Here is a 14,948-nt window from a genome sequence, read left to right on the forward strand (position 1 = left end):
CGCTCAATCAATAAGGCGGCAACTTAGTTTATTTGTTTGGTATTTATTGCATTGTTGCTCAAAGCGAACCTAAACATCCTTCGCTACAATCAGTTATGATATTGGTCGTTATCATTCTTTTTCTTCTGGCCAGGCATGAATAACTGCTTTGATTAACGTAGCGAGTGGGATAGCAAAGAAAACGCCCCAAAATCCCCATAATCCACCAAAAATAATGACAGAAAGGATGATGGTAAACGGATGAAGATTGACTGCCTCCGAAAATAAGATTGGCACAAGCAAGTTACCATCTAACCCCTGTACGACCAAATATGCGACAAACAGCCCCCAGAAATCAGCCCCAAAGCCCCACTGAAACAAAGCCACAACAATAACTGGAATAGTAACAAGTACGGTACCGATATAAGGAGCGAGTACAGACAAACCAACCAAAACTGCAAGTAGCAAAGAATAATGCAATCCAAAGAAGGCAAATACAGCATACGTACAGATAGTCAGTATAACCATTTCTGTCACTTTACCGCGGATATAATTGGTAATCTGCTGATTCATTTCACGCCATACTTTTCCGGCCAAACTACGATTACGTGGTAATACATGCCGCAATGCCGCCACTATTTGGTCTTTATCTTTCAATAGAAAGAACACCATCAAGGGAACAAGGATCAGATAAATCGCCAGAGTCAATAATCCAATCAGAGAGGCAACCGAAAACTTAAAAACAGACTCACCCGCCAAAGAGAGTTTGCTACGCAGACTATCAGCAACCATATCGATAATACCGGCATCAACCAGCGCAGGATAACGGGAGGGAAAAGTAAGCGCGTACTCATTAAACCGATTAATCATATTGGGAAGATCGGAAAACAAATTTAAACCTTGTTGCCAGACGGTTGGGGCTACAATCAAGATCATCAACGCACTGATTCCCATGAATACTGTTAATATAATAGCAACAGAGAGGGTACGGCTACATCCCAACTTGCTTAATTGTGTCGTAGGCCATTCCAACAAATAAGCCAACACAATAGCTACAAGGACAGGTGCCAAAATTCCATTAAAAAAGTAGATGATCCCAAAACCAACCAATAAAATGACCGATAATGCAACAACTTGTGGATCAGCGAAACGGCGACGATACCACTGCATGATCATATCCAACATAAATACCACTCCTTTGCGATAATACTTAATGAGTATTTTTCACTAAAATTTATTATGATTAATGGTTTTAAGGTACTCTTTTGTTCATAAAAGTATTCATGAAATTGATAGCTAAAACGGAGCACACTATTTTATGAGAATCGCTTTATGAGAAAAACACCCAGAAAATCTTTGATAACGCTTTTTATTAGCCTGTTATTATTGGGGAATCCTCCTGTATTCTCTGCACCGGATGAAGATTCGCTACCTGATATCGGTACCACAGCGGGAGCAGCTCTCAGCATCAATCAGGAAATGGCTATGGGTGATTTATATATCCGCTCGATGAGATCCCAAGCTCCCCTGATTTATGATCCGCTGCTGACTCAATACATTAATCAATTAGGGCAAAAATTAGTCAACCACGCCGATTCAGTCAAAACGCCTTTCCACTTCTATCTGATAGATAACCCTAATATTAATGCCCTTGCATTTTTCGGTGGTAATGTTGTTCTTCATTCGGGCCTGTTTCGCTATAGTAACAATGAAAGTGAACTGGCATCTGTCATGGCTCATGAAATTTCCCATGTTACCCAGCGACACTTAGCACGATGGATAGAAGAACAAAAACGAACCAGCCCTCTGGCATGGACCGGCACATTAGGCTCTATTTTGCTTATGATAGCCAATCCACAAGCCGGCATGGCTGCACTCAGCGGCACACTTGCAGGCGTCCAACAAGGCATGATCAGTTTTACCCAATCCAATGAACAAGAAGCTGATCGTATTGGAATGCAAACACTTAGTCGAGCGGGATTTGATCCGCACGGTATGCCTGATTTCATGCAAATATTGGTCGATCAATCTCGCTATAGCTCCAAACTACCTGAAATGCTATATACTCACCCATTACCTGCCAGCCGCTTGGCTGACGCCCGTAATCGGGCCAATCAATATTCAACTAAAGCCGTTTCAGAATCCCAGGATTTTCTGTTCGCCCGTGTCCGTATTCTAACCATGTATTCAACTGATCAACGTCCCTACATTGATCAATGGCTAAAGAAATATAGCCAGGGAACCGCCAAAGAACAGCGGGCTGCTGCCTATGGACGCGCTATTTTGCTTTCTGACGATAAAAAGTATGCCGAGGCCAAAGCAATACTCTCTCCATTGCTAGATAAACAACCAGACAACATCTGGTTTATTGATATGATGACTGATATCGATATGGGACAAAAACAGTATACCAACGCCATCGTTCGCTTGCAGGATGCTCTCAAAAAATTGAAAAACAATTCAGTATTACAAATTAACCTCGCCAATGCCTATTTTATGGATAAAAAGTATTCTCAGGCATCACAACTTCTGTTTCGTTATACTTTCAATCATCCTGACGATCTTAATGGCTGGATATTATTAAGAAAAACTGCCGGAGCACAGGGAAAACATAATGATGAACTCGCCGCCTATGCGGAAATCATGGCATTGCAAGGTAATTTTGATTCCGCTATCGAACAACTGAGTAAAGCCAGTGGATTGGCCAAATTGGGCAGTTATGAACAAGCGCGATATGATGCCCGTATTGATCAATTACGCCAACTGCAACAGAGTTATGAACAATATAAAAAATGAAGGATTTTTTACATGCAACATCTTGACACAAAAAAAGTGACTTTTTACCACAACCCCCGCTGCTCAAAGAGCCGTGAAACTCTTAAGCTGATTGAAGAACTCGGTATTACACCGGAAATCGTTCACTATCTTGATACTCCCCCTACAGCAGAACAGCTTGCCATACTCTTGCAACAACTCGGTTTCAACGATGCTCGCCAATTAATGCGTACTAAAGAAGATCTCTACAAGACATTGAGCCTGGACGATGCCACGTTATCCCAAGACGCATTGCTCCAGGCGATGGCTGAAAATCCTAAATTGATAGAACGCCCGATTGTTGTTGTCGGTGATAAAGCTCGTTTGGGACGTCCTCCTGAGCAGGTTAAAGAAATTCTGCTGTAACTATTTTTTAATAAAAACGTGATAGGAATATACGCATTAAACTTCAAGTTGTAATTTACAACACGCGATGAAACCTGATTTCTCCCCCGCCTCGCGGGGAGAAATCACATGCATCTTAAAGTGAGATTGGTATATATTCTCTATCACTTTTTTATTCTGATCTCATTTTCTTACTGTTTTATTCACTCAAAGCTCAAGGATATCCTTGACAAACGGGATCGTTAGTTTGCGTTGTGCCACAATGGAAGCCCGATCAAGCTCATCCAATGTCCTGAACAACGTTTGCATTTCCCTATCGAGTCGCTTCAACACAAAACGCCCCACATCCTCAGGCAATTCAAAACCCCGTAATTTTGCTCGTAGTTGCAATGCCTGGATTTTCTCATCATCTGACAGAGGCTGTAATTTGTAAATTTGCCCCCAATCCAGACGAGATGCCAAATCCGGTAACGTCAGATTAATTTGCCGTGGAGGACGATCACCAGTGATTAAAAGACAAGTTCGGCCAATTTCTACGATGCGGTTGTAGAGATTGAAAATGGCCATCTCCCATTCCTGATCACCAGCAATACACTCAATGTTATCGATACACACTAATGATAAATGTTCCATCCCATCAAGGACTTCAGGAACAAAATAGGCGCGTTTATCTAGTGGTACATACCCTACAGCTTCTCCCTGTTGGGACAATTCGGCACAGGCTGCGTGAAGCAAATGACTCTTACCCCCGCCATCGCGGGACCAAAAATAGATATAACTGCCATGCGACTGACTAATAGCCAATTTTATTGCAGCTAATAAGGAAGTATTTTCACCTGCAAAGAAACTGGCAAAAGTTTCATCATCGGGCAAATATAATGGTAATGAAAGCTGCGACGGTGTATTCAGAAGCACCTCAAACAGAATGGATAACGAACAGTGCTAAGTCTACCACAAAAAGTCTCTATAAATGAAACGAATGCTTTGTTTAAAGTAGGAGATTATCATTAAAGCATATTTCCCCATAAAATGGATAACTTACGACCAGTCACAAAACAACACCTATTTCTTTCTTAAGTTAGAATAACCTAGAGTAAAAATTCTTATACCAATCTTACTTTAAGATGCGCGTGATTTCTCCCCGCGAAGCGGGGGAGAAATCAGGTTTCATCGCGTGTTGTAAATTACAACTTGAAGTCTAATGCGTATATATCTGGTAATTCCATTACTATCAATAAGCAATATTGGCAATAGTAAAAAATAAAAACCAAAAGTAAAAATAGACTATATTACCAAAAATTTTGCATTATCCATCTTAACTTATTTTCGATGAAAGTTAACAATAGATATTGTCTGTAAAGAAAAAATTTAGCGTTATAAATGACAAAGTAAAATGATAGAGAAAATAATTTTTTAAATAGCCAGGGCTTTAGAAAAACCCTTTCCAATAATTTTCATTAATATCTTTTACCTTACTACTTCACTCTTCTTATCATTTCTGATTGATTCCACAGAAGAGTTAATATATGGCTCTTCTGGCCGAATAAAACTGAGTAGTTTAAAAAACAGGCTTAAACTAATTCCCACAACAGTTGCAAGCGCCATGCCCTTCAATTCTACTGCACCGATCTGAATTTTCGCGCCGCTGACACCAATAATCAAAATAATGGCAGTCAGGATCAAATTTTGCGCCTTACTGTAATCAACTTTCGAATCAATCAGAACGCGAATGCCTGATGCACCAATCACACCATATAGTAATAGTGAAACACCCCCCATCACTGGAATTGGGATCATCTGGATTGCTGCCGCCAATTTACCAACGCAAGAAAGCAAGATTGCCATTACCGCAGCGCCACCAATCACCCATGTGCTATATACGCGGGTCAACGCCATGACACCAATATTTTCACCATAAGTCGTATTAGGTGTTGAACCAAAGAAACCCGAAATCATCGTTGAAAAACCATTGGCAAACATTGAACGATGCAAACCTGGATTTTTCAATAAATCTTTCTGTACGATATTTGCCGTTACCACCAAGTGACCTACATGCTCAGCAATTACCACCAGCGCCGCGGGTAAAATTGTCATAATGGCAACCCATTCAAAGCGCGGAGTATAGAACGTCGGCAATGCAAACCACGGCGCTTCGCGTACTGGGGTTAAATCTACAACCCCCATAAAAAATGACAGCGCATATCCAGCCAAGACACCAATCAGAATCGGAATAATCGCCATAAAGCCACGGAATATCACCGATCCCAAAATAGTCACACCCAGCGTAACCATGGATATGGTCAGGTTAGTCATATTAATTTCAGTACCTGCCGCTGGACGCAACCCCGCCATATCAGCAGCAACACCTGCCAACTCCAGGCCTATCACGGCAACAATCGCGCCCATCGCTGCCGGAGGAAACATCACATTGATCCATCCCCTTCCTGCAACTTTGACAAGCAGGGCCACCAAACAAAACAACAAACCACAGACAATAAATCCACCTAATGCCAATTCATATCCCAAAGGCAGTAACAACAATACAGGCGAAATAAAAGCAAAGCTGGAGCCTAAGTAAGCTGGGATCTTTCCTTTACAAATGACTAAATACAGTAATGTACCAATGCCATTGAACAACAAAATTGTCGCCGGATTAACTTTAAATAAAATGGGAACCAAAACAGTTGCACCAAACATGGCAAATAGATGTTGCAAACTTAAAGGAATAGTCTGTGCCAAAGGAGGTCTTTCTTCTACTCCAATAGTTCGACGAGTCATGATTGATGTCCTCTTGTATCACCTTGCTAGAAACCAAAAAAAGCCGACTTTCCAGCCGGCTATCAATGTTATTTAGTGCCAAATATTTTATCGCCTGCATCCCCTAAACCAGGGACAATGTATCCATGTTCATTAAGATGGTTATCAATTGACGCGGTATACAATTCAACATCAGGGTGAGCTTTCTCCAAAGCAGCCACCCCTTCCGGCGCAGCAACCAAAACTAATACTTTAATGACAGGGCATCCTGCTTTTTTCAGTAAATCAATGGTCGCTATCATAGAGCCACCGGTTGCCAACATTGGATCGACAACCAATGCCATGCGTTCATTAATATCGGAGACTAATTTCTGAAAATAAGGCACTGGCTCAAGTGTTTCTTCATCACGATAGACGCCAACAACACTGATTCGTGCACTAGGGATATTTTCCAGTACACCATCCATCATGCCCAAACCGGCACGCAGGATAGGGACTACCGTAATCTTTTTCCCTTTAATCTGATCTATCTCTACCGGACCACACCATCCATCAATGGTGACTTTCTCGACTTCCAAATCAGCAGTTGCTTCATATGTCAGAAGACTACCTACCTCTGAGGCCAGTTCACGGAAGCGTTTGGTGCTTATATCATGATCTCGCATCAGGCCAAGTTTATGTTTAACTAACGGGTGTTTAACCTCAACGATCTTCATGGGTTTCTCCTAATAGCCGGTAGATAAAAAAATCGCGGGATTATAACTCCTTTTCAGCATCAAACCACCACCAATCTATCAATTTTTATCACTAACGAGTTATTTTCTTCGATCCTGATCTAACAGGAAACCAATATAAAGCTATCGCAAACGTTTGCTTAGGCTGTTAGAATTATCGCCGTTCTGTTTATTCGTAAAAATGCAACCGCCTGGGAGCTACGCAGTGACCAACAAAACCTCTCTTAGTTATAAAGATGCTGGCGTCGATATTGATGCTGGTAATGCCTTAGTCAATCGTATCAAAGGTGTCGTAAAACAGACCCGTCGCCCCGAAGTGATGGGAGGATTAGGTGGTTTCGGTGCATTATGTGCCCTGCCCCAGAAATATCGTGAACCGGTGTTGGTTTCCGGTACAGATGGCGTTGGAACCAAACTGCGTCTGGCTATGGACTTGAAACGTCATGACACTATCGGCATTGATTTGGTCGCTATGTGTGTCAATGATCTGGTTGTACAAGGCGCCGAACCTCTTTTCTTCCTTGATTACTATGCTACCGGCAAACTGGATGTCGATACCGCCGCCAGTGTCATCACGGGCATAGCAGAAGGCTGCAAACAAGCAGGCTGTGCATTAGTCGGTGGTGAAACGGCAGAAATGCCCGGTATGTATCACGGTGAAGATTATGATGTCGCGGGTTTTTGCGTTGGTGTTGTTGAAAAATCGGAAATTATTGACGGCAGTCAGGTTCAGACCGGTGATGCCCTGATTGCACTTGCATCCAGCGGGCCACATTCCAATGGTTATTCTTTAATTCGTAAAATTCTTGAGGTCAGTCAGGCAGATCCTGAGACTACTGAGCTTGAAGGAAAACCCCTTGCCGATCACTTACTTGCCCCAACCCAAATTTACGTCAAATCTATTCTGGAGCTGATTGAAAAAGTTGATGTTCATGCGATTGCACATCTGACTGGTGGTGGCTTCTGGGAAAATATTCCGCGTGTTCTGCCAGAAAACATGCAAGCCAGAATCAATGCTAACAGTTGGCAATGGCCGGCGATTTTTACCTGGTTACAACAAGCCGGCAATGTCAGCGAGCATGAAATGTACCGCACATTTAACTGCGGAGTCGGTATGATAATTGCCCTTCCTCAGTCTCAGGCAGAACAAGCCATTGCGTATCTGACCGCGTCAGGCGAAAATGCATGGCAAATTGGTACAATTAATGAACTAAATGCCGATGAGCAACCTGTCGTTATTACAAAATAAACATTTTGTCTGATTGCTTTCAAGCTACAGCTTTATGGGCTGTAGCTTGAAAAATGAAGCACAGATTAATCAATGAATTTCTTCAGTGAAAACCCGTTATGAAAAAAATTGTCGTTTTAATCTCCGGCAATGGCAGCAATCTTCAATCCATCATAGACGCCTGCCAGCAAAACCGAATTAATGGATATATTGCTGCGGTTTTCAGTAATAATGCCGATGCCTATGGCCTGCAACGTGCTGAACAAGCAGATATTCCTGCCCACTTTATCAATCCAAAATCTTATGCAGATCGTATAAATTATGATATCGCCCTACTCAAAGCCATTGACCAATATGAACCCGATTTAGTGGTTTTAGCCGGTTACATGAGGATCTTATCGCCCGAATTTGTCCAACACTATTATGGACGCCTGCTCAATATTCATCCTTCCCTTTTGCCTAAATACCCAGGGCTGCATACCCATCGGAAAGCCATTAAAAATGGTGATAAAGAACATGGCACTTCCGTCCATTTCGTTACTGAAGAATTAGATGGTGGCCCGATTATTTTGCAGGCTAAGGTGCCCATTTTTGCGGAAGATAAAGAAGAAGACGTTATCGGGCGTGTACAAACCCAGGAACACCATATTTATCCTTTAGTTATTAGCTGGTTTTTAGATCAACGTTTGATAATGGAAGGCAATAACGCAATGATGGATGGCAAAGTTCTGCCACCACAAGGTTATGCATCAGAATAAGTTAACCCACTGACTTCAACTTACAGCTCTGTGTTAGCAGATTTTGTTATAATCTTTTTTAACTGCTATATTCCAGTAACACTTTGCTGTAAGTTGCTATTTTAGATTGATTTATCTGGCAATTATTATTTATTCGAACATTATTCAATATCAAATATATTTATACCCTATCGATTTCACTACAAAACACTGAGGTATCCAATGTCCAGTGGTTCGGAAAATCCATCGGTAAATTTACGTCCTCTTGAACGGGAAGATCTTCCTTTTGTTCATCAAATCGATAATAACGCCAGTGTTATGCGCTACTGGTTTGAAGAGCCTTATGAGGCCTTTGTCGAATTATGCGACCTCTATGACAAGCATATTCATGACCAAAGCGAGCGCCGTTTTATTATCGAAAGCCTGAACTCCAAAGTCGGGTTGGTGGAACTGGTCGAGATTGATTATGTCCACCGTCGTGCAGAATTCCAGATTATCATCGCCCCTGCTTATCAAGGACAAGGTTACGCAGCGGTAGCCGTCAAACTTGTGATGGAATACGCTTTTGCTGTCTTAAATCTTTACAAGCTGTATCTGATTGTTGATAAAGAGAATGTGAAAGCCATTCATATATACAATAAATTGGGATTCTATACTGAAGGTGAATTAATCGATGAATTTTTCGTCAACGGCTCTTATCATACCGCTATCAGGATGTGTACTTTCCAGCACCACTATTTCGCCAGGAAAACCCATGAAGCCTAAATCAGCACATCGACTCGTTAAACACCAATCATTAAACTAAGTGGAAAACCCAATGGAGTAGAAAGGAGTAGTAATGTCCCACGATCGTCTTTATAACGAGAAAGAACTCAGTTGGCTCTCTTTCAACGAACGTGTACTTCAGGAAGCGGCTGATAAAAGTAACCCGCTGATTGAAAGAATGAGGTTTTTAGGGATCTACTCCAACAACTTAGATGAGTTTTATAAAGTGCGCTTTGCTGATGTAAAGCGGCGTATTCTTATCAGTGAAGAGCGAGGTTCAGCCACTGCTGCCCGCCAATTGTTGAAAAAGATCCAGACTAAGGTTGCCAAAATCGATCAAGAGTTCGATGCTCTCTATAACGATTTGCTGCTGGAAATGGCTCGTAACCAGATTTTCTTGATCAATGAACGGCAGATATCCCCGAATCAACAGATCTGGTTGCGGCAATATTTTCGCCAACATTTGCGGCCACATATCACGCCAATCGTCATCAATCCAGAAACTAATTTAGTTGAGTTTCTCAAAGATGATTACACCTATCTAGCTGTTGAAATTATTCGCGGGCAAGAAACACAATATGCTTTGTTGGAAATTCCATCAGATAAAGTTCCGCGTTTCGTCAACCTGCCTCCGGAGATGCCAAAAAAACGCAAGTCAATGATATTACTTGATAATATTTTGCGTTACACACTGGATGAAATTTTCAAAGGGTTCTTCGATTACGATACCTTAAACGTCTATTCGATGAAAATGACCCGCGATTCCGAATATGATCTGGCAACAGAGATGGAATCCAGCTTGCTGGAACTCATGTCTTCCACGCTGAAACAGCGACTGACGGCGGAACCTGTACGGTTTGTTTATCAGCGTGATATGCCTGATGAAATGGTGGAACTACTGCGGAGCAAGCTGGGGTTATCCAATGATGACTCGGTGATTGCCGGTGGCCGTTATCATAACTTTAAAGATTTCATCAAATTTCCCAATGAAGGCAATCGGAATCTGCAAAATAAACCCATGCCGCGGCTGCGCCATACCTGGTTCGACCATTTCCGCAACGGGTTCGACGCTATCCGTGAAAGAGATGTGCTGCTTTATTACCCTTACCACACATTCGAACATGTGCTGGAATTGCTGCGTCAGGCTTCTTTCGATCCCAGTGTGCTTTCGATTAAGATTAATATCTACCGCGTCGCAAAAGACTCACGCATTATTGATGCCATGATCCACGCCGCCTACAACGGCAAGAAAGTCACTGTCGTGGTTGAATTACAGGCACGTTTTGACGAAGCAGCTAACATTCACTGGGCAAAACGTCTCACTGAAGCTGGTGTACATGTTATCTTCTCCGCACCTGGCCTGAAAATTCACGCAAAACTCTTCATCATTTCGCGTCTGGAAGGGGAAGAAATTATCCGTTATGCCCATATTGGTACGGGAAATTTCAACGAAAAAACAGCGCGGCTCTATACCGATTATTCTCTGCTGACCGCCAAACCTGAAGTCACCAATGAAGTTCGCCGCGTGTTTAACTTTATTGAAAACCCTTATCGCCCTGTCACATTTGATAATTTAATGGTATCGCCCCAAAATTCGCGGGCGATGCTCAATCAATTGATTACCCAAGAAATTGAAAATGCACAAGCCGGTGAACTGGCAGGCATCACGCTGAAAATCAATAATCTGGTGGATAAGGAATTAGTGAACCGTCTGTATGATGCCTCTGAAGCGGGTGTCAAGATCCGCATTCTGGTACGAGGTATGTGCTCTTTGGTTCCCAACCAACCTGGATTTAGTGAAAACATTCAAGTCACCAGCATTGTGGATCGTTTTCTGGAACATGATCGTGTTTATGTTTTCACCAACAAAGGCAACGAAAAAATTTTTCTTTCTTCAGCCGATTGGATGACCCGTAACATTGACTATCGCATTGAAGTGGCAGTTTGTCTGCTCGACCCCAGGCTAAAACAACAAGTTATGGATATCCTTGAACTGCAATTCAGTGATACCGTCAAAGCACGATATATTGATAAGGAATTGAGCAATCGCTATGTTCCGCGAGGAAATAAGCGTAAAATCCGCGCTCAGCTTGCTGTTTATGATTATTTGAAAAACCTTGAACAACCGGAACCAAGGGCCTGATCTATGCCATTGAAACACGATACCCCAATGCCCAAACCGCAAGAAATTGCCACGATTGATTTGGGTTCCAATAGCTTTCACATGGTCATCGCCCGTATTGTAAACGGTGCATTGCAGGTTATCGGGCGTTTAAAGAAACGGGTTTATCTTGCCGATGGTTTAAACAGCAAGAATGAGTTAAGCGAAGAAGCCATCAACCGAGGCCTGAAATGCCTCGCTCTGTTTGCTGAACGGTTGCAAGGTTTTTCCGCAGGTAATGTCTGTTTGGTGGGAACGCATAGTTTACGTGAAGCGACCAACGTACAAGAATTTCTGCAACAAGCAAAAGAAGTGATCCCCTATCCCATTGAAATTATTTCCGGCCATGAAGAAGCTCGCCTGATTTTCATGGGAGTTGAGCATACACAGCCGGAAAAAGGTCGGAAACTGGTGATTGATATTGGTGGCGGCTCGACGGAGTTGGTCATTGGTGAAGACTTTGAACCCCTGTTGATTGAAAGTCGTCGTATGGGGTGTGTCAGTTTTTCCCGCCAGTTCTTCCCCTGCGGTATCATTAATGAGCATAATTTTCGCAAAGCACGACTCCAGGCAGCGCAAAAATTGGAAAACCTCGTCTGGCAATTTCGGGCAAAAGGCTGGGATTTTGCTTTAGGGGCGTCAGGGACGATCAAGGCAATACATGAACTGTTGGTCGAACTGGGTGAGAAAGATGGCCTGATTACCCCAGAGCGCCTAAACATGCTGGTGAAACGTGTCCTGAAATACAAAAATTTCAATGCGCTGGAATTGCCGGGATTATCCAATGACCGTAAACAAACGTTTGTGCCTGGGTTGTCAATCTTGTGCGGTATTTTTGATGCTTTGCATATTCAGGAATTACGCTTGTCTCATGGCGCATTGCGGGAAGGTGTACTGTATGAAATGGAAGATCGTTTCCGCCATCAAGATATTCGCCAACGCACGGCCAAAAGCCTTGCCGAACATTATAATATCGATCGAGAACAAGCAACCCGCGTTTGGAGCACCGCCAAAAATCTTTATGACCAATGGTCAGAACAAAATCCCAAACGCGTCCATCCTCAACTGGAATCTATTCTACTGTGGGCGGCCATGCTGCATGAAGTCGGTTTAAGCATCAATCTGAGTGGATTGCAAAGGCATTCAGCTTATATCCTGCAAAATACCGATCTACCCGGGTTTACCCAAGAACAGCAACTGTTGCTGGCAACGCTGGTACGTTACCATCGTAAAGCGGTTAAAATACATGAACACCCTCGCTTCTATCTGTTTAAGAAAAAACAGTATCTTCCTATGCTTAAGATATTGCGATTGGCAACCTTGTTGAATAACCAACGCCAGGCTACCACGACACCGGAGACACTAAGGCTAAAAACGGATCATAGTCATTGGATGCTCTACTTACCTAAAAACTATCTAAAACAAAACGCACTTGTGTTGCTCGATTTGGAGCAAGAACAAAGCTATTGGAATGATGTGGCTGGCTGGCATTTACACATTGAAGAGGAATCGACTTAACGATATCGCGTTATGAAAAAGAAAACTGTTCAAATTATAAAATTGGTACTGTTTATCAGCTTCTTTATTTTCTTTGGACGCTTTATCTATTCATTTATGGCAGCATTGGCGCATCATCAGCAAACCCAGCAGCAATGGGTGACGCCGCTAAGTGGTTCGAAAATAGAATATAATACCCAATAGCTGTCAAATTTATGGCGATATTATTACAATCGCCGATTGTTAGCCCTATTTTCTACCTTTAAAGGTTTACTATGTCACAACCGACCTTTACACCTGATCATCTAACTTTTGCCAATCAGCATTCCCGAAAACTGGCACATATTCGTCAACGCCTGCTTTTCCTATTTACCCACGATAAGCTATTTGTCGATACATTATTAGGTCAGGCTGATGAACATTCAGCAATCAGTGACGAACAGTTATTGGAGAAAATAGAGGAAGTCAGTGCGCTACTGGCCAGATTGCATACTGCCGATATTGCCGACATTCTGGAAGCCTTACCTTATGATGAACGCCTCGCTTTATGGCGTTTGATTGACAATAACCAGCGCGGTGAGGTTTTAGTCGAAGCCTCCATTCCTGTTTGGGATAACCTGATCAAGGATATGACTGACGTTGAATTGTTACGTGCTATCGGTAAACTGCACGTAGATGAACAAGCCTATATCGCAGAACACCTTCCCCGTGACACCACTCGACGCTTGCTGACCTATTTAGAGCCGGGTCAACGCAATCGTATTCGAGAAGTATTGCAGTATCACAAAGACAGCATCGGCCAGATGATGGATTTCGAGTTCGTGACAGTGCGAGGCAACGTGACACTCGGCACCGTGCAACGCTTTTTACGTTCCCGAGACACCATTCCTGAAACAACAGATAAAATTTTTGTTATTGACCGCAAAAATCGCCTACAGGGAGAGCTGCCTCTCACCACTTTGCTGACCAACGTACCGGATAAATTGGTTTCCGAAGTCATGAATACGGATACCGTGACTTTCTTACCGGAGCAAAAAGGTGAAGATGCCGCCAGTGCATTTGAACGTTATGACCTGATTTCTGCCGCTGTGGTCGACAATAACGGACGTCTAATGGGACGCCTGACTGTTGAAGATATTGTTGATACCTTGAGTGAAGAAACGGATACCAATATTCGCCGCATGGGGGGATTAAGTCGCGAAGAAGATGTTTTTGCGCCTGTTGGCCAGGCCGTCAAAACCCGCTGGACATGGCTTGCCATCAATCTGTGCACCGCATTTGTGGCATCACGCGTTATCGGGCTATTTGAGCATACCATTTCCCAACTTGTCGCTCTTGCAACCTTAATGCCTATCGTCGCAGGCATTGGCGGCAATACCGGTAACCAGACCATCACCATGATCGTCCGTGCACTCGCCCTGCATCAAATCCAGACAGGGAGTTTCTCTTACCTGCTATTAAGGGAACTTGGTGTTGCCTTTATCAATGGCATTATTTGGGGAGGGATCATGGGCGTCATCACTTATCTGCTCTATGGTGACCTTGCTATGGGGGGAGTCATGACAATGGCGATGATATTGAATCTACTGATGGCCGCACTGATGGGCGTCTTGATTCCGTTTATTATGATGAAATTGGGAAGAGATCCCGCCATCGGCTCCAGTGTCATGATTACTGCAATTACCGATACTGGCGGCTTCTTTATCTTTTTGGGATTGGCAACGCTATTTTTGGTTTAACTCATTTTTTAATTGAATTAAGGGTGTTTCCGCCATATAAATAATAGAAACTAATATTTTTATAATTGACACCATTAATAATGTTGATGATTTATTGCATAATTCCCTGTGCCCTATTGGATACCCCATCACAAATACCATGAAAAATCACTACCATAAACATTATCTTTTTGACATAACCTCCACATTTTC

At 42.7% G+C, this 14,948-nt stretch carries 13 protein-coding genes; 9 read left to right on the forward strand and 4 right to left on the reverse strand.

What is annotated here, in order from left to right:
• Positions 1–111 precede the first annotated feature (111 nt).
• Positions 112–1,164 carry an AI-2E family transporter gene (locus WDV74_RS09980; protein WP_338882597.1) on the reverse strand — a complete coding sequence of 351 codons (1,053 nt, stop codon included), beginning with the start codon at positions 1,162–1,164 and terminating at the stop codon, positions 112–114.
• Between the two features lie 147 nt (positions 1,165–1,311).
• Here WDV74_RS09980 and WDV74_RS09985 point away from each other — a divergent pair, with 147 nt between their 5' ends.
• On the forward strand, positions 1,312–2,775 hold the full coding sequence (locus tag WDV74_RS09985) for a M48 family metallopeptidase (protein ID WP_338882599.1): 1,464 nt from the start codon (positions 1,312–1,314) through the stop codon (positions 2,773–2,775).
• Between the two features lie 12 nt (positions 2,776–2,787).
• Positions 2,788–3,159: an arsenate reductase (glutaredoxin) gene (gene arsC / locus WDV74_RS09990; protein WP_338882601.1), complete on the forward strand. Its 372-nt coding sequence runs from the start codon at positions 2,788–2,790 to the stop codon at positions 3,157–3,159.
• Positions 3,160–3,345: 186 nt separating this feature from the next.
• Here the strand turns inward: arsC and hda are convergent, their stop codons facing one another.
• The 3 genes from hda to upp form a co-directional block, all read right to left on the reverse strand.
• On the reverse strand, positions 3,346–4,053 hold the full coding sequence (gene hda / locus WDV74_RS09995) for a DnaA inactivator Hda (RefSeq protein WP_074019532.1): 708 nt from the start codon (positions 4,051–4,053) through the stop codon (positions 3,346–3,348).
• Between the two features lie 552 nt (positions 4,054–4,605).
• Positions 4,606–5,916, reverse strand: coding sequence for a uracil permease (gene uraA, locus WDV74_RS10000; protein ID WP_338882603.1), 1,311 nt, complete (start codon positions 5,914–5,916; stop codon positions 4,606–4,608).
• Between the two features lie 68 nt (positions 5,917–5,984).
• Entirely contained in the window at positions 5,985–6,611 is a 627-nt protein-coding gene (gene upp / locus WDV74_RS10005) for a uracil phosphoribosyltransferase (protein ID WP_338882605.1), read from the reverse strand.
• 223 nt (positions 6,612–6,834) lie between these two features.
• Here upp and purM point away from each other — a divergent pair, with 223 nt between their 5' ends.
• From purM to mgtE, 7 genes are all read left to right on the forward strand, one after another.
• Positions 6,835–7,878, forward strand: a complete 1,044-nt coding sequence (gene purM, locus WDV74_RS10010) for a phosphoribosylformylglycinamidine cyclo-ligase (protein WP_338882606.1) — start codon at positions 6,835–6,837, stop codon at positions 7,876–7,878.
• A gap of 98 nt (positions 7,879–7,976) precedes the next feature.
• Positions 7,977–8,615: a phosphoribosylglycinamide formyltransferase gene (gene purN, locus WDV74_RS10015; protein ID WP_338882608.1), complete on the forward strand. Its 639-nt coding sequence runs from the start codon at positions 7,977–7,979 to the stop codon at positions 8,613–8,615.
• Between the two features lie 201 nt (positions 8,616–8,816).
• Positions 8,817–9,359, forward strand: coding sequence for a spermidine N1-acetyltransferase (gene speG / locus WDV74_RS10020; protein WP_338882609.1), 543 nt, complete (start codon positions 8,817–8,819; stop codon positions 9,357–9,359).
• Positions 9,360–9,432: 73 nt separating this feature from the next.
• A complete protein-coding gene (ppk1, locus tag WDV74_RS10025; RefSeq protein WP_338882610.1) occupies positions 9,433–11,502 on the forward strand; it encodes a polyphosphate kinase 1 in 2,070 nt (689 codons plus the stop codon).
• A 3-nt stretch (positions 11,503–11,505) separates the two neighbouring features.
• Positions 11,506–13,038, forward strand: coding sequence for an exopolyphosphatase (gene ppx, locus WDV74_RS10030; protein WP_338882611.1), 1,533 nt, complete (start codon positions 11,506–11,508; stop codon positions 13,036–13,038).
• A 12-nt stretch (positions 13,039–13,050) separates the two neighbouring features.
• Positions 13,051–13,221, forward strand: coding sequence for a YfgG family protein (locus WDV74_RS10035; protein ID WP_338882612.1), 171 nt, complete (start codon positions 13,051–13,053; stop codon positions 13,219–13,221).
• Between the two features lie 71 nt (positions 13,222–13,292).
• A complete protein-coding gene (gene mgtE / locus WDV74_RS10040; protein ID WP_338882613.1) occupies positions 13,293–14,756 on the forward strand; it encodes a magnesium transporter in 1,464 nt (487 codons plus the stop codon).
• The last annotated feature ends 192 nt before the right edge of the window (positions 14,757–14,948 follow it).

The organism is Xenorhabdus sp. TH1 (assembly GCF_037260955.1).
GTDB lineage: Bacteria > Pseudomonadota > Gammaproteobacteria > Enterobacterales > Enterobacteriaceae > Xenorhabdus > Xenorhabdus griffiniae.

Excerpts from the sequence above, each read along its gene's own strand:
- WDV74_RS09980 (WP_338882597.1), bottom strand. The coding sequence starts at position 1,164 with ATGTTGGATATGATCATGCAGTGGTATCGTCGCCGTTTCGCTGATCCA.
- WDV74_RS09985 (WP_338882599.1), top strand. The coding sequence starts at position 1,312 with ATGAGAAAAACACCCAGAAAATCTTTGATAACGCTTTTTATTAGCCTG.
- arsC (WP_338882601.1), top strand. The coding sequence starts at position 2,788 with ATGCAACATCTTGACACAAAAAAAGTGACTTTTTACCACAACCCCCGC.
- uraA (WP_338882603.1), bottom strand. The coding sequence starts at position 5,916 with ATGACTCGTCGAACTATTGGAGTAGAAGAAAGACCTCCTTTGGCACAG.
- upp (WP_338882605.1), bottom strand. The coding sequence starts at position 6,611 with ATGAAGATCGTTGAGGTTAAACACCCGTTAGTTAAACATAAACTTGGC.
- purN (WP_338882608.1), top strand. The coding sequence starts at position 7,977 with ATGAAAAAAATTGTCGTTTTAATCTCCGGCAATGGCAGCAATCTTCAA.
- speG (WP_338882609.1), top strand. The coding sequence starts at position 8,817 with ATGTCCAGTGGTTCGGAAAATCCATCGGTAAATTTACGTCCTCTTGAA.
- ppk1 (WP_338882610.1), top strand. The coding sequence starts at position 9,433 with ATGTCCCACGATCGTCTTTATAACGAGAAAGAACTCAGTTGGCTCTCT.
- ppx (WP_338882611.1), top strand. The coding sequence starts at position 11,506 with ATGCCATTGAAACACGATACCCCAATGCCCAAACCGCAAGAAATTGCC.
- WDV74_RS10035 (WP_338882612.1), top strand. The coding sequence starts at position 13,051 with ATGAAAAAGAAAACTGTTCAAATTATAAAATTGGTACTGTTTATCAGC.
- mgtE (WP_338882613.1), top strand. The coding sequence starts at position 13,293 with ATGTCACAACCGACCTTTACACCTGATCATCTAACTTTTGCCAATCAG.